The 19,883-nt window shown below is 65.0% G+C and carries 16 protein-coding genes; 6 read left to right on the top strand and 10 right to left on the bottom strand.

Translation table 11 applies throughout. From position 1 onward, the window contains the following. The first annotated feature begins 834 nt into the window (after positions 1-834). Positions 835-1,947, top strand: coding sequence for a PAS domain-containing protein (locus tag CRT23_RS21730; protein WP_181017424.1), 1,113 nt, complete (start codon positions 835-837; stop codon positions 1,945-1,947). A gap of 51 nt (positions 1,948-1,998) precedes the next feature. Here CRT23_RS21730 and CRT23_RS21725 read toward each other — a convergent pair whose 3' ends face one another. From CRT23_RS21725 to CRT23_RS21705, 5 genes are all read right to left on the bottom strand, one after another. Beyond that, a complete protein-coding gene (locus tag CRT23_RS21725; RefSeq protein WP_055957076.1) occupies positions 1,999-2,418 on the bottom strand; it encodes an FKBP-type peptidyl-prolyl cis-trans isomerase in 420 nt (139 codons plus the stop codon). Between the two features lie 80 nt (positions 2,419-2,498). After that, the gene (locus CRT23_RS21720) at positions 2,499-3,650 is read right to left on the bottom strand and encodes a GNAT family N-acetyltransferase (RefSeq protein WP_103711760.1); all 1,152 of its coding nucleotides are present in this window, start codon (positions 3,648-3,650) and stop codon (positions 2,499-2,501) included. Continuing rightward, complete coding sequence (locus CRT23_RS21715) at positions 3,647-4,957, bottom strand: oligosaccharide flippase family protein (RefSeq protein WP_245436470.1); 1,311 nt, start codon at positions 4,955-4,957, stop codon at positions 3,647-3,649. The genes CRT23_RS21720 and CRT23_RS21715 overlap by 4 nt, the downstream gene beginning before the upstream one ends. A 129-nt stretch (positions 4,958-5,086) precedes the next feature. Beyond that, complete coding sequence (locus CRT23_RS21710; protein ID WP_103711758.1) at positions 5,087-6,046, bottom strand: GDSL-type esterase/lipase family protein; 960 nt, start codon at positions 6,044-6,046, stop codon at positions 5,087-5,089. Next, entirely contained in the window at positions 6,010-7,104 is a 1,095-nt protein-coding gene (locus CRT23_RS21705; protein ID WP_103711757.1) for an OpgC domain-containing protein, read from the bottom strand. The genes CRT23_RS21710 and CRT23_RS21705 overlap by 37 nt, the downstream gene beginning before the upstream one ends. Positions 7,105-7,374: 270 nt before the next feature. Here CRT23_RS21705 and CRT23_RS21700 point away from each other — a divergent pair, with 270 nt between their 5' ends. Together CRT23_RS21700 and CRT23_RS21695 are read left to right on the top strand one after the other, a co-directional pair. Continuing rightward, positions 7,375-8,922: an ATPase domain-containing protein gene (locus CRT23_RS21700; protein WP_103711756.1), complete on the top strand. Its 1,548-nt coding sequence runs from the start codon at positions 7,375-7,377 to the stop codon at positions 8,920-8,922. Next, the gene (locus tag CRT23_RS21695; RefSeq protein WP_103711755.1) at positions 8,909-9,949 is read left to right on the top strand and encodes a sensor histidine kinase; all 1,041 of its coding nucleotides are present in this window, start codon (positions 8,909-8,911) and stop codon (positions 9,947-9,949) included. The genes CRT23_RS21700 and CRT23_RS21695 overlap by 14 nt, the downstream gene beginning before the upstream one ends. Positions 9,950-9,985: 36 nt before the next feature. Here CRT23_RS21695 and CRT23_RS21690 read toward each other — a convergent pair whose 3' ends face one another. Then, positions 9,986-10,678 (bottom strand): GntR family transcriptional regulator, encoded by a 693-nt coding sequence (locus tag CRT23_RS21690; RefSeq protein ID WP_055957088.1) that lies wholly within the window; start codon positions 10,676-10,678, stop codon positions 9,986-9,988. 618 nt (positions 10,679-11,296) lie between these two features. Here CRT23_RS21690 and oxc point away from each other — a divergent pair. Beyond that, positions 11,297-13,078: an oxalyl-CoA decarboxylase gene (gene oxc / locus CRT23_RS21685; RefSeq protein WP_245436466.1), complete on the top strand. Its 1,782-nt coding sequence runs from the start codon at positions 11,297-11,299 to the stop codon at positions 13,076-13,078. 186 nt (positions 13,079-13,264) lie between these two features. Then, the gene (frc, locus tag CRT23_RS21680; protein ID WP_103711754.1) at positions 13,265-14,539 is read left to right on the top strand and encodes a formyl-CoA transferase; all 1,275 of its coding nucleotides are present in this window, start codon (positions 13,265-13,267) and stop codon (positions 14,537-14,539) included. A gap of 102 nt (positions 14,540-14,641) precedes the next feature. On the opposite strand, the gene CRT23_RS21675 is transcribed toward frc, so the two are convergent. From CRT23_RS21675 to CRT23_RS21660, 4 genes are all read right to left on the bottom strand, one after another. Continuing rightward, positions 14,642-14,851, bottom strand: a complete 210-nt coding sequence (locus CRT23_RS21675; RefSeq protein ID WP_103711753.1) for a hypothetical protein — start codon at positions 14,849-14,851, stop codon at positions 14,642-14,644. 59 nt (positions 14,852-14,910) lie between these two features. Continuing rightward, positions 14,911-16,737 (bottom strand): hypothetical protein, encoded by a 1,827-nt coding sequence (locus CRT23_RS21670; RefSeq protein WP_103711752.1) that lies wholly within the window; start codon positions 16,735-16,737, stop codon positions 14,911-14,913. Between the two features lie 74 nt (positions 16,738-16,811). Further along, positions 16,812-17,093 (bottom strand): hypothetical protein, encoded by a 282-nt coding sequence (locus CRT23_RS21665; RefSeq protein WP_055957098.1) that lies wholly within the window; start codon positions 17,091-17,093, stop codon positions 16,812-16,814. 294 nt (positions 17,094-17,387) lie between these two features. Further along, positions 17,388-17,786, bottom strand: coding sequence for a CBS domain-containing protein (locus tag CRT23_RS21660; RefSeq protein WP_103711751.1), 399 nt, complete (start codon positions 17,784-17,786; stop codon positions 17,388-17,390). Between the two features lie 734 nt (positions 17,787-18,520). Between CRT23_RS21660 and oxlT the strand changes: the two genes are divergently transcribed. Continuing rightward, positions 18,521-19,837: an oxalate/formate MFS antiporter gene (gene oxlT / locus CRT23_RS21655; RefSeq protein WP_103711750.1), complete on the top strand. Its 1,317-nt coding sequence runs from the start codon at positions 18,521-18,523 to the stop codon at positions 19,835-19,837. Positions 19,838-19,883 lie beyond the last annotated feature (46 nt).

Genomic DNA, 19,883 nt, shown 5'->3' with positions numbered 1-19,883 from the left:
CGCCCGAGAGCGGCCGAGGCCGCGGCACGCGGTCTGGATCAAGCGGTCAGAAGCAGGCGGTCCAAAGCACGCCCGCGAAGCCTGAAGCGTATCCGGGCCATCCGGGGCGGGTCCGACAGCACGACGCGTGGGCTCGTCCGGCAAGTCGACCCGCGACGAACGACCCTATCCATGCGTGCTAATCTGATCCTCTATTCTCGAATTCTCACGAATTCTTGAAGACAACCCAGGGTTTTAACAGACATTTTCAATCTTGGAAGATGGTCATTTTCACGCAACTACAGTGTCCAACTGTCTGCGAAGGCTTCATCCGTCCGCGAAGGTTGGGAGACGCGAAGAGCTTGCGATCACCCGAGGAGAGAATTCCTGCGACCGCGATCGGGCGGACACCGCGTCCCCCGGCGCACCGCCCGTCTCCGACACGATTCGACCCCGCGCCGAGCGTGCAGCCCGCTCTCCGGCAAGGGGCGGGAGCAGACGTCCGGCTCTGCACGCAAGGGAGCCGGTTCAGGACCAGCCACCGGGCGGATGCGGCTCCGGGACGGGTCCGGCAGCCGTCGCGTCGGCGTATCGCGTTGCGATCGAAGACAAACATCCAAGGGCATGGCGCCTCCGGCTCAGGCCGAGCGCGTCGCTCCGCGGCAATGCTGCGGCCGGGAAACGCCCCTGCGGCGCGGCAACACCTCCTCGGTCTTGTAGAATATCAGAGCTATTGTGAATGATCTTTAATGTAGCGCCCCGGGTTTTAACTGGACTTGCCGCGATGGGCTCTCATAATCCAGCAAGGTGGAGGCAACGTGTGCCTGCACTTACGTAGTCATGAGAGATGATTCCTTGTTTTCCGCCAGTCTGATCCGTTCCGGAATTTCCGCGCCGAGAGAGGAACCGCGTCAGCCCGTTCCCGCCTCGCTCGCGCAGATTCTCCGGCTGGTCGAGGAACTGGCGCAGATCGGGCTCTGGTCCATCGACCTCCGGTCGGGCGTGCTCTCGCTCTCGGACGGCGTCGCCCGGCTCACCGGCCTCTCCCAGCAGACCACCCGGATGGAGGCGCTGCGCGCCCTCGTCCATCCCGAGGACAGCCCGATCTTCGAGGAGGTCTCGGCCGCGCTGCGGACCGGGATTCCGGTCGACCGCGGATTCCGGATCGTTCGGCCGGATCGGACCGTGCGCTGGGTCGAGTTCAAGGGGAACGTGGTGCTGGGGCCGGATTCCCGTCCGGTCCGGGCCGACGGCCTGATCGTGGACGTCACCAGCCGGCATGAGACCACGCAATCGGTCCTGCGCAACCAGGCGCGCTACGAGGGCCTGGTCCAGGCGATCGCGGCCGTGGTCTGGCTGATGAGCCCGGACGGGGTCCATCAGCCGTCCCCGAGCTGGTGCACCCTGACGGGTCAGACCCCGGAGGAGTGGCATGCCGGCGGCTGGGCCTCGGCGATCCATCCCGAGGATCGGGAGCGCGCGGCCAGCGCCTGGGCGACGGCCTTCCGCCGGCAGGAACCCTACGAAGCCAATTACCGCCTGCGCCGCGCCGACGGGGATTACCGCTGGGTCAGCAGCCGGGCCGTCCCGGTGCTCAATCCCGACCGCTCGGTCCGGGAGTGGATCGGCCTCGTCATCGACATGACCAGCACGGCCAGCGTGATGACCCAGCCCCGGGACCTGGCGCTGTTCGACATTTCCGGGCCGCTGATCCGGAGCGCCCGGGCGATGCTCAACTGGTCGATCCCGGACCTCGCGGCGGCCGCCGAGGTCTCGGGCTCCAGCATCAAGCGATTCGAGGAGAGCGGCGGTGCCGCGTTGCGGCCGCGGACGCGCGCCGCCATCCGGAACGCGCTGGAAGCCGCCGGCATCACGTTCGTCGCGCGCCTGTCCGGCGAGGTCGGCCTGGTCTTCCGGCCGGTCGCGCCCGAGGCGCAACGGGAGTCCCGACCCGACACCGCCGACTGAGGCGGCACGGGGCCGCCGGTCGCGCGACCTCGACGCGACCGGCGTGGTATACTAGCGGGCGCCGAGAAGCTCGACGTCGAAGATCAGGGTCGCGTTGGGCGGGATCACGCCGCCGGCGCCGCGCGGGCCGTAGCCCTGGTCCGGCGGGATGATCAGCGTGCGCTTCCCGCCGACCTTCATCGTGGCGACGCCCGTATCCCAGCCGGCGATAACCTGCCCGGCGCCGAGGGTGAAGGTGAAGGGCGTGCCGCGATCCCGCGAGGAATCGAACTTCTTGCCCGGCTTGCCACCGTCGTCGAGCCAGCCCGTGTAGTGGACGCTGACCTTCTGGCCGGCCTTCGGCTCGGGGCCGGTGCCCACGACCTCGTCACGGTACTGGAGGCCCGAGGGGGTGGTGATGGTCTCGGCGGATGCGGATGCAGTCATGGCGAGGATCAAGGCTCCGGTGAGGGCATAGAGGGGACGGCGCATGGTAGGTCCTGTCTGGCATGCCGAGGCGGCGCAGTAGCACGGACTCGCCAGGACGTCACAATTCCACTCGGCGCCCGCCCTCAGCGCCGCAGCAGCCGGCGCGCCTCGCCCCGGGCCGTCTCCTCGAAGCGGGCGAGCCGGAGACGCCGCTCCAGCCCGATCAGCCCACGCGCCCCGTCCGGCACCGCGATGACCTCCGCGACGGTATCGCGCTCGCGGTACAGGCTTTCCAGGGCGGAACCGGCCAGGGTCGCGGAATCGAGGCGGTCGGCGAAACCGTCGGCATGCAGCGCCCGCACGATCTCCGCCTCAAGGACGAGGCCCGGCGCGAAGGCCCGGGCGGTCTCGTCATAGGCAGTCTTCAGGAGGTAGGCGGTTCCCCCCGCCACCAGGGCGAGGCTGACGGCGAGGGTCGTCCCATCGCGGCTCAGGGTGTCGGCCCGGATGCCGACGGGACCTCCCTCGGCCCGGAAGACCGCGCGGGCGAAGGCCGCATGCGCCGTACGGCAGGCCATGGCGCTGCCGGCGGTCCCCTTCCATCCGGCGGCCTCGACGTCGAGGAAAATCTCCACCGCGCGGGCGAGAGCCGGCCCCTGCGTCACGGTCTCAAGGCTCACCAAACCGCCCTCGGCGAGGCGGCGCTGTCGGCGACGCAGATCCTTGAGCCGCGAGGGATGCGGATGCCCGGCCAGGAAAGCGGCATGATCGGCGCGCCTATGGAGGACCGGACGGGCGAACCGCGCCACCTCGCCGAGATCCCACCCGGCCTCCGCCATCGCGGCGAGCAGGTCCTGGCCCGGCGCCGCCTCGACCGAGAGCAGCGGCCAGCGCCATGCCCGCCCGCCGGAAGCGGCGGCAAGGCCCTCCACCAGGGCGGTCAGAATCGCGGGCCTGTCCGGGCCCTCGGCCACCAGCGGGGCGGACGCGGTGATGAAGGGCGATACGAACGGCAACAGCACGGATCGTCCGAGTCCGCAGATATCGTAGGAGCGGCGAAACGGCAGCACCGCCTCGAGGCGCTCCGGCCCACGCACGACGACGACCCGCAGGTCCGACGACGCCAGGCCGCTCGCCAGATGGGCCTGCATCACGTGTCGACCGAAGAAGGGATGGGCGTCCCCCGCCCGCGCCGAGAGGTCGTCCCAGGCCGCCGCTTCGCGCCCGAGAGACGCGAGCGTCGTGATCGCATGTGTATAGGCCGGCGCGATCCGCCGGGCGTGAGCGGCGCTCATCGACCCCATCTCCCGAACAGACCGATCCGGACCGGTGTGACCAGACCATGCACCGCGTGCGCCGCCCAGGCCATGGCAGCGGCTCGCACCACGGTCGCGAGAGCCATGGCGACGGCGGCTCCGATCACCCCCAGCATCGGGACCAGGATGAAGCAGAGGCCACCGGCCAGACCCAGCATGCCGACGGCGACCCCGGCGGCGAGGCGCTCACCGCCCAGCATGTTGAGCAGGTCTTCGCCCGGACCGAAGGCGCTGGCGGCGACACTGCCGGCGACGAGGACAGCGAGGAGGGGCAGGCTGTCCCGGAATTCGGGGCCGAACAGGCCCAGCAGGAGGGGCGCGGCCGCGAGGACGGCGATTCCGATCAAGACGGTGGCCGCCAGGGTAAGACGCGCCTGCAGTGCGATCAGATCGGCGAGCCGCGCCCGGTCTCCGGCCGCATGGGCCGCGGTGAAGCGCTGCGCCGTGGCGGCCGTGGCGGCGAAATGAACGAAGACCACGAATTGCTGGATCCGGGTCGCGGCGAAGTACAATCCCACCGTGGCGGGTGGAACGAGAAGGCTGAGCACGACGACGTCGATGAAGCTGGCCGCAGACGTGGCGAGATCGCTTCCCGCGATCGGCAGGCAGGCGCGCAACCAGCGCCGCCAGGCATAGCGGCGTGGTCCGGTGGGCAGGATCGCCTGGAGGCGCCGCAATAGCAGGGCGGCCTGGATCGACACGGCGATTCCAGTCGCCATGAGGGTGCACAGGACGGCGACGCGCGCCTCCGCCGGGGCCCCGAACCCGACAGCCGCGAGCATGGCGGCCATGATCAGGCCCTGCCGCAGCAGGTACGGCGGCGCGATGGCGAGCACGGCCCAGTTCTGACCGCGGGCCACGCCCTCGCAGTAATCCTGGAGGGCGAAGAGCGGCAGCACCAGCGCTGCCACCAGAAGCGGGGCGGCATAGGGCCCCTCCAGCAGGGAGCCCTCCACCCAGACCAGGGCGAGACCGCCGAGGGCGACGGCCAGAGCACTGGCCAGCGTGACGGTCGCACCGCCGATGAGGTAGGCCCGGACGGCAGCGAGGTCACCCCGGGCCTGATCCGCTGGAATGAACCGGCAGGCGCCCTGCGACAGGCCGAGGGTGGCCGAATGACCGAGGATCGCGATCCAGACCCAGATCGCTGCAAAGATCCCGTACTCGGTGCCGCCCATCAGGCGCGCCATCAGAACCTGTCCGACATAGGCGAAGCCGGCAGCGCCGATGCGAATCGCGAAGACGTGGATCGCCGCTCCGGCGGCACCGCCGCGCAGACGCGTCAGCGCGCTCCATGCACCGGTGGCTCCGATCCTGTCCGTCGCTATGCTCACCGAATGGCCCCCGCCCGATCCAGGCCGGTGTAGGGCCTTCGCCATTGCGGCGCAGTTAAGCCGAGCGGTTAAGGCTTTGGTTCAGGGCCCGGCGGGCGCCGTCGCAGGTGGCTTGGTCCCGGCAGATTCCTTCGGTGGCGCCAAGGTCAGGGCGGGTCGCCCGGCGCTGCCCGTCGAGGCTGGATCCGGCTGCAGCAGCGACAGGGTAATGGCGCGGGTGACGTGTTCGGCCATGCAGCGCAGCCCAAGATCGTTCAGCCGGAACTGGCTGCCAAGGAGATGCCCCTCGCCCTTGTCGTTGCGGCGCGCGAGATAGCGCATGGCCTCGTAGCGCTGCACCAGCGGTACGCCCTCGCGCAAGGCGACCTCCTGCACCTTGCGCACGAGGCTGGTGTAATAGTCATCCGAGGCAAGGCTCGCGGTGTAGACCGGACTGACCAGCACGACGTCGATTTCATGCCCTTTGATCCATTGCACGGTCTCGTCGAGGGCCGTGCCGAAGGCATCGAGATCGACCCGGGCAAGCGCATCGTGGGAGCCGACCTGCCAAATGACGAGGTCGGGCTCCACTTCCGCAACCATGCTGCGCAGGCGCTCGCCCGCCCCCGACGCGATCTCGCCTTGCAAGCCCCGGCTCTCCACCACCACGTCGACATCCGGCAGGGAGCGCTCGAGGGCGGTCTCCAGCTTGACCGGGTAGGTGGCCGAGGATCCGAGTCCCATGGTCGACGCACCGATGGCGAGCACGCGGACCGGGCGTTTTTCCTTCAGCGCAGCCTTGACCGCGCCGAGGCGGGCCAGAGTGTAGAGCTTCGAGCCCGGCACCCGACATTCCGGCGACAGGGTCACGTCGACTGCCTCTGCGTCCGGCCCCTGACCGGCAGCGACGCTCGGAGGCGAGACCACAGTCGGGGGCGGAGCTCCCACCTTCGCGGGGTCCTGATGGGCCGTCGGCTCCTGCGCCCAGGCTCTGTCTCCGCCGAACGGGCAGAGGAGAGCCAGGCTCAGGGCGAGGAGACCCGCGGCTTTCGGGAGCGCCATTCGACGAACCATGCGGTGAAACCCAGTGCGAACAGGCCGGACCCTACGACGAAAACGTCAACAACGACACCGCCGCCAGTCCAGAAGCGCACGAGTTGCGCGGCCAGGCTGAGCAGTGAGCCGATGGAAAAGACCGCAAGCGAATTTCGTCCCAGACTGGCGAGGAAGGCCGTGATCCATCCGAGCCGCGGGGCGAGAAACCCGTAGAGCGTCTGGAAAGCGAGGAGTACGCCGAGAAAGTGGATGACCCGCGCCGGGGACAGGTAGGTCTTGTCGAAGGTGAAGACGAGGCGCGGATCGGGAACGAGGAGCGGATCAGGCCGTAGTTCGAGCACCGAGAGGACGATGCCGGTCAGAACGATGACCACTCCCGCCGGTAGGAGCCGACGCGACCAGCGCTTCAGCAAGGGTGAGGTCCGGCTCCAGTCCTGCATGGTGAAGCCGAGAACCAGCAGAAGCTGCCAGCACAGCGGATCGAAGAACCAATCGCCCTCCCCCGGCCAGGATGGCACGTTCCACTCGAACACCAAGCTCGAGGCATAGAGCAAGAAAGACAGGAACAGGGCGGCGAGACGGCTCACCCGCCCGATCAGCACGAAGACGGGTGCGATGCCGAGGAGCACGACGTAGAGCGGCAGGATGTTGAAGAAGCCGAGTTGATGAGTGAGCAGCACGAACCCGACCATGGTCTGGATCGGATCCGCGAAGAAGCTTCCGGCATTGTGCCATTCGAGCAGCAACGGGTTGTCGAGCACCAGAGCGGTGCCGGCGATCATGCCGAGGGCGAGCGCCATCGTGGTGATCTGCGCGCGGTAGACCTCGATGGTGCGCGACATAAGCCGCAGCACGGTCTTGAGCCGCGGCTCGGGGCTTCCGTCGCGATTGCGCGTGGCGATCCCGATCGACCAGCCGGCGAGGAAGACGAACAGCTCGGCGGCATCTGAAATGCCGTACTGCGAATACGTGTAGCGCTCGAAGGTGTTGCCGGGAATGTGATTCACGAAGATCGTGACGAGGGCCAGGCCCCGCCAGAAATCCACCGCGTTCGGTTCGCGCATCGGGGCTCCGCACTCCGGTAGCTCGAAAGGAAAGATGCGAGGCGGGCTGTATCTCGCGGCCGCGCGGCAAGGGCGGCCCTGATACGGTGCCCTCGCGGTTCTGCAAAGGGCAACCTTCGGCGGAGATGGACGAAGGTCGATCTTGCAAACCGCTGCAGGCATCATGGACGCACAGCGGGGTTCATACCCCGGCGGTGTGGCATAAATACCGGCGACGCCGAGGGGCGCCCCACCTATGATGGACGCGGTTTTCACGTTGCGGATCTATCCATGCAGACCCCCGTCGCCGGCGACGCCGCGCCGATCCCGACCGGAGTGCCGGGCCTCGACGAGATCCTTCACGGCGGCTACGCGGCGCAGCGAGCTCATCTCATCGAGGGGCGGCCGGGCAGTGGCAAGACGACCCTCGGGCTGCAATTTCTTCTCGATGGCTTGAAGCGGGGTGAGCGCGGCCTTTACATCACCCTCTCGGAGAGCCGGCGCGAACTTCTTTCGGTCGCTGAGCGCCACGGCTGGTCCCTGGACGGGGTCGAAATCTACGAGTTGGTTCCGCCGGAGCTCAGCCTGGATTCGGAGCAGCAGCAAAGCCTTATCCACTCATCCGACTTGGAACTGGGCGAAACGGTCCGGATGGCACTGGCCGAGATCGAGCGCGTAAATCCAGTCCGGGTGGTATTTGACAGCTTGTCGGAAATCCGCCTGCTGTCGCAGGGCTCACTGCGATATCGGCGGCAGGTGCTGGCGCTGAAGAGCTATTTCCTGCTCAACAACGCCACCGTGCTGATGCTCGACGATCTCAGCTCTGAAGACGACGATCTTAACCTGCATTCCATCAGCCACGCGGTTCTCCGCCTCGAACAAGTGACACCGACCTACGGCGCCGGACGTCGTCGGCTGCACATTATCAAGATGCGCGGCACTTCCTATGAGGGCGGCTTCCACGACTTCGTGCTGCGACGTGGCGGGGTTCGCATCTTTCCCCGCCTCGTAGCAGCGGATCACCATGCTCAATTCGAGCCCGAGACTGTTGCCTGCGGGGTTCCGGAACTCGACGCGGTCCTCGGCGGCGGCTTGGACCGGGGCACCACAAGCCTCATCATCGGCCCTTCGGGTGCCGGTAAGTCGACCCTCGCCCTCGGTTACCTGATGGCCGCCCTCGATCGAGGCGAGCACGGGCTCATCATCAGTTTCGACGAGACCGTCGGGATCCTTCAGCGACGGGCCTCCGGGATCGGTTTCGCGGTCGGCCACCACATCGAATCCGGCCGCCTACGGATCGAACAGATGGACCCGGCCGATGTCTCGGCGGGTGATTTCGCCGGACGAATCCGCGACGCGGTCGAGACCGATCGTGCGCGAGTCGTGGTGATCGACAGCCTCACAGGCTACATGAGCGCCATGAGTGGGCAGCCGCACTTGGTGCTGCAGATGCACGAGATGACAACTTATCTGAACCAGCAGGGTGTGGTGACGATCCTAGTGCTCGCCCAGCATGGGATGGTGGGGCGGATGGAGGCGCCGGTCGATCTCACCTATGTCAGCGACACAGTGGTGATGCTCCGCTTCTTCGAGGCGGGCGGCCATGTGCGCCGCGCCCTCTCGGTCCTGAAGAAGCGCACCGGTCCGCACGAGGACACGATCCGAGAGTTCCGGATCGACTCCCAGGGCCTCCGGGTGGGAGAGGTGCTCAAGGATTTTCGTGGCGTGCTCACCGGCGTGCCGACCTTCGAGGGCGACCGCGCCGATCTTCTTGATGACCGACCCACTTCATCGGCGCAGATCACCGGCAGTCAGACCGGCTCCCATGGCGCAGCCTGATCCCATCGCGCTGATCCTGGCACCGGGCGGACGCGACGCGCGCATCGCTGCCGCGATCCTGGCTGAGGTCGGCATCAATTCGCGGATCAAGGCGAACCTAGCGGACCTGGTGGCGGACCTGGATGTTGCGGCCTGCGCGGTGATCACCGAAGAGGCTCTCCTGCACTCGGACCGACGGGCGATCGCCGAATGGTCCGAGCGACAACCCCCCTGGTCCGACTTTCCCTTCCTCCTGCTTAGCCATCGTGGCGCCTCACCCGACGAACGCCTGAACGGCCTACTCGGCAACGTGACCCTGCTGGAGCGGCCGTTCCATCCGGCGGTGCTCGCCAATGCGGTACGTTCAGCCCTGCGCGCCCGTCGCCGCCAGTGGGAGGTGGCCGCCCACTTGGACGAGCGCCAGAAGACTCATGAACGTCAAGCCCTGCTGATTCGAGAGCTTCATCATCGTGTCAAGAACACGCTCGCCACGGTGCAGGGCCTGCTCGGCGCCACAGCACGGTCCACCCATGATGTCGAAACGTTCTACCAGTCCTTCTCCAACCGGATCGTCTCGCTGGGCAAAACCCACACACTCCTCACTGAGGATTATTGGCAGACGGCTCCCCTGCACGAGCTGCTAGAGAACGAGCTCAGCCCGTACAACGATGCAGAGAGCCAACGTATCCACCTCCAGGGGCCAGTGATCGAGCTGGCAGCGGACCTCGCCGTCCCAACCGGAATGGCATTCCATGAGCTGACCACGAACGCGGCGAAACACGGAGCGCTCTCCGAACCGGGTGGCCGGATCACGATCGTATGGGATGTCCTGGCAAGTGACACCGGACGGCGCCTGACCCTCGACTGGACGGAGTTGGGTGGGCCGGCGGTGACGCCGCCCCAGCGCAAGGGCTTCGGCTCGACTCTGCTTCAGCGGGTCCTGGCACAGCAGTGTAACGCTACCGTGGCTATCGACTATGCAGTCAGCGGACTGCACTTCCATATGGAAGCGCCGCTGCCGGAGGAACGGCTGGTCCCGAGCTACTGAGAAACCGCAATCGCAGAGACCAGCGTCCTCACCTCCTCAGTCGAGGTAGTCGCCGTACTTCTCGACGTGGCGGGCGAGGCCCAGGCCGTGCTCGCGCACGAGGCGTTCGGCGCGCTCAGCATCTCGTGCCTCAAGGGCCTGGATGATCTCAACATGCTCCTTGATTGAGTTCGCTGCCCGGTCGCCCTGGCGCAGGGCGGTGTTTCGGATGCCGCGGACATGCATCAGCAGGTTGCTGGTGATGTCCTTGATCACATCGCAGCCGCCGAGCGAGATGATCTTCTGATGAAACCGGATGTTTGCATCCGAGTACTCATCCATGTGATCGGTTGGGCGCCCCTCGTAGAATTCAGGGAAATGGATACGCAGGCAGCCGAGTTGCTCGTCGGTAGCGTGCTCGCAAGCGAGTCGTGCGGCCATGCTCTCCAGGGCTGACCAAGCCTGGATCATCGCAACGATCTCTTTCTTCGACTTCTTGATCACGAAGACGCCGCGACGGGCTTCGAACCGAACGAAACCTTCCTGCTCCAAAACCGTGAGGGCTTCGCGGACTGGAGTGCGGCTGACACCGAGATCCTGGGACAGCTTGCGCTCGTCGAGCCTGACCTCGTCGCGCTGGCTGTAGATGTTCATGTTGGTAATGGCTTCCTTCAGCGCATCGTAGGCAAGCGCACGCAAGCTCGACGTGGCGGCGAGCGGCTTGATCTGAAAGGTCGTGGACTCAACCATGCTTACACCTGGAACGATCGGTAGGACGCTGAGGCACCGTCAATTTGGTCCGGAACATGCCGAACCCGCTCTCGGAACACAAGGAAACCCGAGCGTTTGACCCGGGACAAGATTTGAATATCCCCCCTGCAACAACAACATAGCTACGTCGACTCACCAAGCTGTGACGACGAACGGCTGCCCGTATCGAACGGAGCATCGGTTTTCCGTTCCGGTGCAGGGCGCCAGAGAGCGATCGCAAGCCCAAACCATTCACCAGATCCAGTTTGACACGTGGTATTTGGTATGCCACCATTCTTGGACTGACAATTGGATGATTGGGATTGGCAGCACTGCACTCAACACAATCCTTCGATCAGATCCTCGCGTAACGCAGACCGATCCCCAAGCGATCGATCAGCACGAATTGATATAGTCTTGTTTTAACAGCCTACGTCTGAGCGAATCTCGAGATATCTTGAATATCAGCCGCAGGGATGCTGACAGATTGGTCGTTACCTTACGCTGAAAACTTGAGCCACTCGGAACGAGTTCAGTCAAACGACGGCCTCATACGTTCGAACACGACCAAGAACGGCGCGCCATCCAACAAGAAGCGCCCCAAATGGAGGAAACACCATGGATAGAACCGCTGGCTCAGAATCCACGCAGGCCGTCCACGACGTCGCCACCGGCGTTGGTGTCACGTCCGATCACGCGGGCGAGCAGATCGACGGCTTCCACCTCGTCATCGACGCGCTGAAGCTCAACGGCATCGACAACATCTACGGCGTGCCCGGCATTCCGATCACCGATCTCGGCCGCCTCGCGCAGGCCGCCGGCATGCGCGTCATCTCCTTCCGCCACGAGCAGCACGCCGGCAACGCCGCCGCGATCGCGGGCTTCCTCACCAAGAAGCCCGGCATCTGCCTAACCGTCTCCGCGCCCGGCTTCCTCAACGGTCTGACGGCGCTGGCCAACGCCACCACCAACTGCTTCCCGATGATCCTGATCTCGGGTTCCTCCGAGCGCGAGATCGTCGATCTGCAGCAGGGCGACTACGAGGAGATGGATCAGCTCGCCATCGCCAAGCCCCTGTGCAAGGCCGCCTTCCGCGTGCTGCACGCCGCTGACATCGGCATCGCCGTTGCCCGCGCCATCCGCGCCGCCGTCTCAGGCCGCCCAGGCGGCGTCTATCTCGACCTGCCCGCCAAGCTGTTCTCCCAGGTCATGGACGCCGAGGCCGGCGCCAAGTCCCTGGTTAAGGTGATCGACGCCGCTCCAGCGCAACTGCCGGCCCCGGGTGCCATCACCCGTGCGCTCGACGTGCTGAAGGGCGCCAAGCGTCCGCTGATCGTTCTCGGCAAGGGCGCCGCCTACGCCCAGGCCGACGAGGAGGTCCGCAACCTCGTCGAGCGCAGCGGTATTCCCTACGTGCCGATGAGCATGGCCAAGGGCCTCCTCCCCGACACCCATCCGCAATCGGCCGGCGCGGCCCGCTCCCTCGTCCTGAAGGAGGCGGACGTCGTCCTTCTGGTGGGTGCGCGCCTGAACTGGCTGCTCTCACATGGCAAGGGCAAGACCTGGGGCGCCCCCGGCTCGAAAAAGTTCATCCAGATCGACATCGAGCCGAAGGAAATGGACTCGAACGTCGAGATCGTCGCTCCGGTGGTCGGCGACATCGGCTCCTGCGTCACCGCTCTCCTCGACGGCATGGGCCAGAACTGGCAGGCGCCCCCCACGGCCTGGACTGATGCGATCCGGACCAAGAAGGAGGAGAACCTCGCCAAGATGGCCTCGAAGCTGAAGAAGAATTCGGCTCCGATGGACTTCCACGGAGCGCTGGGCGCACTCCGGACCATCATCAAGGAGCGGCCCGACGCGATCCTCGTCAATGAGGGCGCCAATACCCTCGACCTCGCCCGCGGCATCATCGACATGTACCAGCCGCGCAAGCGCCTGGATGTCGGCACCTGGGGCATCATGGGCATCGGCATGGGCTTCGCGGTGGCGGCCGCCGTCGAGACCGGTAAGCCGGTCCTCGCAGTGGAGGGCGACTCGGCCTTCGGCTTCTCCGGTATGGAGGTCGAGACGATCTGCCGGTACGATCTGCCGGTCTGCATCGTGGTCTTCAACAACAACGGCATCTATCGCGGCACCGACATCGATCCCACCGGCCGCGATCCCGGCACCACGGTGTTCGTGAAAGATTCGCGCTACGACAAGATGATGGAGGCCTTCGGCGGCGTCGGCGTCCACGTCACGACGCCGGACGAGCTCTCGCAGGCGGTCAACGCGGCGATGGATTCGGGCAAGCCCACCCTGATCAACGCCGTTATCGACCCCGCCGCCGGCACTGAGAGTGGCAACATCGGCAGCCTGAACCCGACAAGCACTGTGGTCCGTAAGAAGACCGCCTGAGCTGACGGACGGCAGCACCTCCGGAGATCGGCTTCGTCTCCGGAGGCACGGCGCGGCCTCTCCTGGGGGGCTCCGTACGCTCCGGCCAGGGCGGCGCCGTCAACGCCGCGCGGGAGGGCCTCCTCCCGCGATCGTCGTTTCGCCGAATGCCCGCGCTGAAGTCTCCCGGATAGGTGAGCCTGTGCCATGAAAGCCCTCGAAGGCGTCAAGATCCTCGACTTCACGCACGTCCAGTCGGGCCCGACCTGCACGCAACTTCTGGCCTGGTTCGGCGCGGACGTGATCAAGGTCGAGCGGCCGGGCGTGGGCGATGCCACGCGCCAGCAGTTGCAGGACATCCCCGATGTGGACAGCCTGTATTTCACGATGCTGAACCACAACAAGCGCTCAATCACCCTCGACACCAAGAATCCGAAGGGCATCGAGGTGCTGTGGCGTCTGATCGGCGAGTGCGACGTTCTCGTCGAGAACTTCGCCCCCGGTGCCCTCGCTCGGATGGGCCTGACCTGGGAGGCGATCCACGTCGCCAACCCGCGCATGATCCTCGCCTCGGTGAAGGGATTCGGCCCGGGCGCCTACGAGAACTGCAAGGTCTACGAGAATGTGGCGCAATGCGTCGGCGGTGCTGCCTCCACCACGGGGTTCCGCACCGATATCCCGATGGTGACGGGGGCCCAGATCGGCGACTCCGGCACCGGCCTCCATCTGGCACTGGGCATCGTCACAGCCCTGTACCACCGGACCCAGAACGGCCTCGGCCAGCGCGTCGACTGTGCCATGCAGGACGGGGTGCTGAACCTGTGCCGCGTAAAACTGCGCGACCAGCAGCGCCTCGAGCGCGGCCCCCTGCCGGAATACAGCCAGTTCGGCGAGGGTATCCCGTTCGGTGATTCGGTGCCGCGCGCCGGCAATGATTCCGGGGGTGGCCAGCCGGGCCGTATCCTCAAGTGTAAGGGCTGGGAGACCGACCCGAACGCCTACATCTACTTCATTACGCAGGGAGCTGTGTGGCCGCAGATCTGCGATGTCATCGGCGAACCCGCCTGGGCGACCCATCCCGACTACGCCACGCCGAACGCTCGCTTGCCGCACCTGAACGAGATCTTCACCCGCATCGAATCCTGGACGATGTCGAAGACCAAGTTCGAGGCGATGGAGATCCTCAACGCTCTGCACGTGCCGTGCGGCCCGATCCTCTCCATGAAGGAGATCGCGGAGGACCAATCCCTGCGCAAGTCCGGCACCGTGGTGGAAGTCGATCACCCCACCCGCGGCAAGTACCTGACGGTGGGCAATCCCATCCGGCTCTCGGCGAGCGAGACTGAGATCACCCGGTCGCCCCTGCTCGGCGAGCACACCGAGGAGATCCTTTCCGAGGTCCTCGGCTACTCCGAAGCCGAGCGCCTTAAGATCGCCGAGTCCGGCGCCATCGGCTCAGTCCGGAAGAGCGCCGCCGAGTAATCCCGTCCCTCAACCCGGTTTCTCCTCCCAACTCGCGCGGTCTCGATCCCTCGATGCCGCCCCCCCTTTTAGGAAGACTGCTCCTCGGAACGGTCGAACGGCTCAGGCGATGCCGGCGAAGCGGCCGTGGCCGGCACCGGCAATAATCTCGTTGTGGCCCTCGACGGACCCGCTGTCCTGCGACAGCCAATCGGCGAGCTTGATCACCAGCACGACCTGCAGGGCGATGAGGGTGAAGATCGTTACGAGGATGGATGCGAGTACGGCCGGCCTCCTGACGGCATATTGCAGTGCGGTTTTCTCATGCTGCACTGCAAATTAACAGGTCGCGGCCGATAATTTTCCTTGACGCCGCACCTTTGTGAACGCCGTCAGGTCGGTGGTTCAGGCGCTGCGTCCTCGCCCCAGGCACCGAGGGTGCATGCCCCCTTAATCCGGAGGGCCTCGCCGGTGTCCACGGTCGCCTCCGCCGACGAGAGCACATCCAGGGCGGTCAGTACCTGATGCACCATTGGGGCCGCCTCGGCGAGCATCGGCGCTAGACTGGCAAGGCGCCCGTTCTCGAGATGCGCGAGCACCCGCCCGGTAGCGTGATCGGCGAAGCGGATGATCGTCATCCGGCGCAGGCAATCCCGCAGGAAGCGCATCGCCCCAAGCCTTTCTGGGGGAGGAACGCCGACATAGACCGCCTCCGGATCGCGGGCTTGGATGTTGATCGCTTGATAGCGATCGATGTCGAGCAGAACCTGAACGTCGAGAATATTCATGACCCCATTCGACCCAAACGCGACAGTGCGGGGCCGCTGACCCTCCGGCACACTGTTGTCGAGAAACTCGAAATGGACCTCCTTGTCGGGCCGCAGCACCCAGGTGAAAAAAAGCCGCGGCATGCCTGTATAGGCCTCGACATTGTGCGCCAGCAGGTCCTCCACCGCCTTGTAGCGGCCGAACTGCTCGCCGCGCTTCCAGGCTCGCTCCACCGTGGCATCCGGCGGCGTGATCATGAATTGCATGTAAACCTGATGCCCGAAGCGGGTGAGCAGTTGGCTCCCCATCTCGGTGCCGGGATTGACCGCGAAGCTGTCGAAGCGGAAGCGGTCGATGAGGAGGTGGGAGATGCGTCCGGCATCCGCCTTGCGCGCCATGTAGCCGTCGAGCTTGCGGTCGACGATCTCGACCTCGTGGCCGGTGAGCGGTCCGGCGTAGCGTCGTGCTGGCCCCAGACTGTCGTAGTCGAGCAGGAACTTGCGCCAGACATCGGGTGTGATCAGCGCGAAGTCCAGCCAGTCGAGCCCCAGGGCCTCGACCAGTGCCCGTTGGTAGGGCCGGATCGTGCTCTTGCCAGATGCGGAGGAGCCCTTGACGTTGAGGATCACCGGGGCTGGCTGTGCTTCCAGGCGGACGTAGCCATGGCGCGCCACGATCTCCTGGATCCAGGGCTCGATCATCTCACCTAGGACGCGGCTACCATAGCCGTTCGACACGAGGGTGCCGGCCAGCCTGCCAAGGAGCACCCGGTCGCGAATCAGGAAGCCACGGCGGCCGATGAGACTTGCGACCACGCAGCGAAGCGCTGCACAGGCCGCTGCTGAGAGGGGATCGTCGGTCGCGATCGTCCGAACCTGCCAAGCCTCGAGATGGTGCTCGGCTCGGCTCGCCGGGTCCCACCTCTCCTGCACGTGAGGGCTCGTCCTCCGATCGCGCAGGCGCCAGAAGCGAAGCCACGACGCCGGCTCCGTGACCTCGGCACACGGATGACGCTCGTCCAGCATCGCGGCAATCTCGCTATCCAAGAGCGCGGCGGCGATGGAGCAAATCTCCGCATGGCGGGCGGCGATCTCCCGGGCGTGATCCGCGATGCCCTCGCACAGGATGATCGAGACGATCGCGCGGAAGTTCACGCCGAGATCGCCGTAGGTCTGTCCCATCGGTACGGAGAGATCCGCCATTACGCGGATCAGAACCTCGTGGACCACCAGTCGCTCGGGCCGGAAACGGACGACCTGGGTCAGCGGCAGCCCGCTGACATCGCTCATCTCATAGGCTTCAGCGAGAGGAGTCTCGACGTTCTCGGCGCGGAAGACGGTGGCCAGCGGAAGGATCGAGCGCGGCAAGCTCGATTCTATGCCGGGATTCCAGGGGCCGTGGACGTCGGCATCGACGACCTGCGGCGGGTTGGCCAGGGCATGGCTGGTCATGCCGAAGCACTCCGCTGTCCGCGTGGGCCGGACTGCCTGAAATCCGCGCCCGGATGCCTCTCAGGCGCGTATGCTCAGGCGGCCTGGGGTTCCTCGATTGCCTCGAGACGAAGTTGATACTGGTCGCCCCATAGGTCGGCTGCCTTGCCGTACCAAGCCGCATCGAAGTACTTGCGGCAGCAGAACTCGCTGGTCCAGATGCAGACCGCGATCAGGCGACCGTCGACCACTTTCACGTGCCGACTGATCAGCCCGCTCGTGATCCCGGTCGACGGGCACATATCGATGCTGGTCATCCCATAGCTATTCTCGCCGCTGAAGATCACCGGGCAGTCGAGGATTGCCAGGAAACGCATGGAGATCACTCCTTCAACTCCCTCATCGCGGATAACGGCACCTTGCCGAAGCCTCGAACGATGATGGGTGCCAGCTCTCTTGAGCCAACTTTGCCTTGCCCCGCCCAATGTCGAGCGAGGCTAAAGAATCTGAGTTCAAACGCATTCCGGGTCAAGATTTGGGCACTGCAAAAGATTCTGGCTGAAAACCGCGGAATTCCTTTGCAGTGCAGGATCCGAACGTCGAACGTTTCTACACGAACTTCGCCGATCGATGACGATTCCGATCTCAGCCGAGGTCTGTCGTAGGGCAGTCTAAGCGTGTGGAGCTTCGGCAACACAATCCCAGATACTCTGGACCGAGTGAAGGCAAAGGCCGTCCATAATGGCGATATGGTTGATCTTGTGTGCGCAGAAAAGTTGCAGCCGGTCCGCCGGTGGGGTTCGCACGTCAGCAGTGACGAATTCCGGCGTGGTCAGCATCCAGACCAGACTGTCGAGCGTCTCCAGGCCCTTGTCGGACATGGAGCGGAAGATGTCCCGCTCCGTGAGTATTCCGATGAAGCAGCCAGTCTCGTCGCAGGCTCCGTCCACGACGATCAAAGCATCGACGTCCGGTGTCGAGAGGAGGCGCATCGCTTCGCGCACGGATCGGTCCATACGGATGTGGCGCACGCGCGAGGCTTGACTGCCAGGCTTCTGGCTCGCGCTCATGGCGCCGATACTCCGGACTCGTGACGTTTTGTGAAGAAAACTTGGTATACAGAATTTCAGTTGTCAACGCGCCCCTTGAAATATTGTGCATAAACACGCGACAGATCCGTTGATTTGTCGTTCACGCCCCCACTTCAAAGCGGCTCAGGGAAGACGATCGACGCGGGCCAGCCACATATTTCATCGGCGGCTATGCTGCGTCGCAGCAAAAATTCTATAATCGACACCGTTGGACTCGTAGCCCCAACGTTCGTCCACTTTAACAACGCACCAAGCTTGTGCGGTACACCAGCTTTGCCGATCGGCAGTATCGCGCATCTCCCCGATGCGCGGGCGTGTTCAAATCATGGCAGACAAGCGGAAATTCACGCGCGACTCTCTTCCAGGTCAATAGATTGATGGGCCAAATCACCGGCCTGCGCAGCTTGGTCAACGGCTCGGCGATCGTCCGCACCTCATCGGGACGTGGCATTGCAATCGGGCTGGACGACTTCCTGGATAGCTGAAGAACAGCCGGTCAGGGCTCGAAAGTGCATCGAAATCTGGTGAACACGCTGCATTGCGAGATCGATTTCTTGGAAACCAACTCTTGACGATTGGTTCGACGCGAGAGAGGCTGGTATTCCACATACCAAGCCGGCGACAAGCCCGGCGGCTAACGGCCCCCGTGCGCAGCATCGGCCGCAGATCCGATTGCGTACTCGTTTCAGCAAGAGCCTACCGGAGGAAAAGCCATGTCGAGGGTGGAAACCACAACCGAGCGCGTATCTGACAGTTATCGATGGGGACAGCTCGTCATCGGCGTCATCTGCATGGTGATGATCGCGAATCTGCAGTACGGATGGACGTTCTTCGTCCCTGACATCCAAAAGAAATTCGGCTTCGATCGCGCGGCGATTCAATGGGCCTTCACCCTGTTCGTTCTGTTTGAGACCTGGCTCGTTCCCATCGAGGGCTGGTTCGTCGACAAGTACGGCCCGCGGGTGGTGGTGCTGTTCGGCGGCCTGCTGTGCGGCATCGGCTGGGTGGTCAACTCCTACGCCACCTCGTTGAACATGTTCTATCTCGGCCAAGTCATCGCCGGTATCGGTGCGGGCGCGGTCTACGGCACTTGTGTCGGCAGCGCCCTGAAATGGTTTCCGGACAAGCGCGGGCTGGCGGCCGGCATCATCGCTGCCGGCTTCGGTGCTGGCTCGGCCCTCACCGTCGCTCCGATCCAATGGATGATCGCCGATCACGGCTTCCAGGCCGCGTTCTTCAACTTCGGCATCGGTCAGGGTCTCGTTGTCTGCGCACTGGCGTTCTTCTTCACCTCGCCGAAGAAGGGGCAGGTTCCGGAGGCTGCCGCCAACACGAACGTCATCCAGACCCGGCGCAACTACACCCCCGGTGAGGTTGCCCGGCAGCCGATCTTCTGGCTGATGTACTTCATGTTCGTCATCGTGGGCGCCGGCGGCCTGATGATCACCGCAAACCTGAAGCCCATCGCTGCCGATATCGGTGTCGACAAGGTGCCTGTCACGATCATGGGCATCACCATGGTCGCCATCACCTTCGCGGCCACCATCGACCGCGTGCTGAACGGCCTGACCCGCCCGTTCTTCGGCTGGGTCTCGGACAAGATCGGTCGTGAGAACACCATGTTCGTCGCCTTCGCGATGGAAGGCTTCGGCATCTACATGCTCTACCTCTGGGGCCATGACCCGCTGTGGTTCGTGCTGCTCTCGGGCTTCGTGTTCTTTGCGTGGGGCGAGATATACTCTCTCTTTCCCTCGACCTGCACGGATACCTTCGGCACCAAGTTCGCCGCCACCAATGCAGGCTTGCTCTACACTGCGAAGGGCACCGCCGCGCTTCTTGTCCCGGTCGCGAACTATCTGCAGCAGGCGACCAACAGTTGGGATGGCGTCTTCCTGGTGGCCGCCGGCGCCAACATCCTCGCTTCGCTCCTCGCCATTGCGGTGCTGAAGCCCTGGCGCAAGCGCGTCGTGGCGCAGGCGCTTGCCGTCTCCGACGAGACCAAGTCGGCCCCCCGCATCGTCGCGGCCTGACGGCCTAACCGAAGCGATCGAAGAAGACCCGCGGGGGCCGGACGCC

Source organism: Methylobacterium sp. V23, assembly GCF_002917135.1.
In the GTDB taxonomy this organism is placed as follows: domain Bacteria; phylum Pseudomonadota; class Alphaproteobacteria; order Rhizobiales; family Beijerinckiaceae; genus Methylobacterium.
This window is presented reverse-complemented; position numbering and strand designations above follow the sequence as displayed.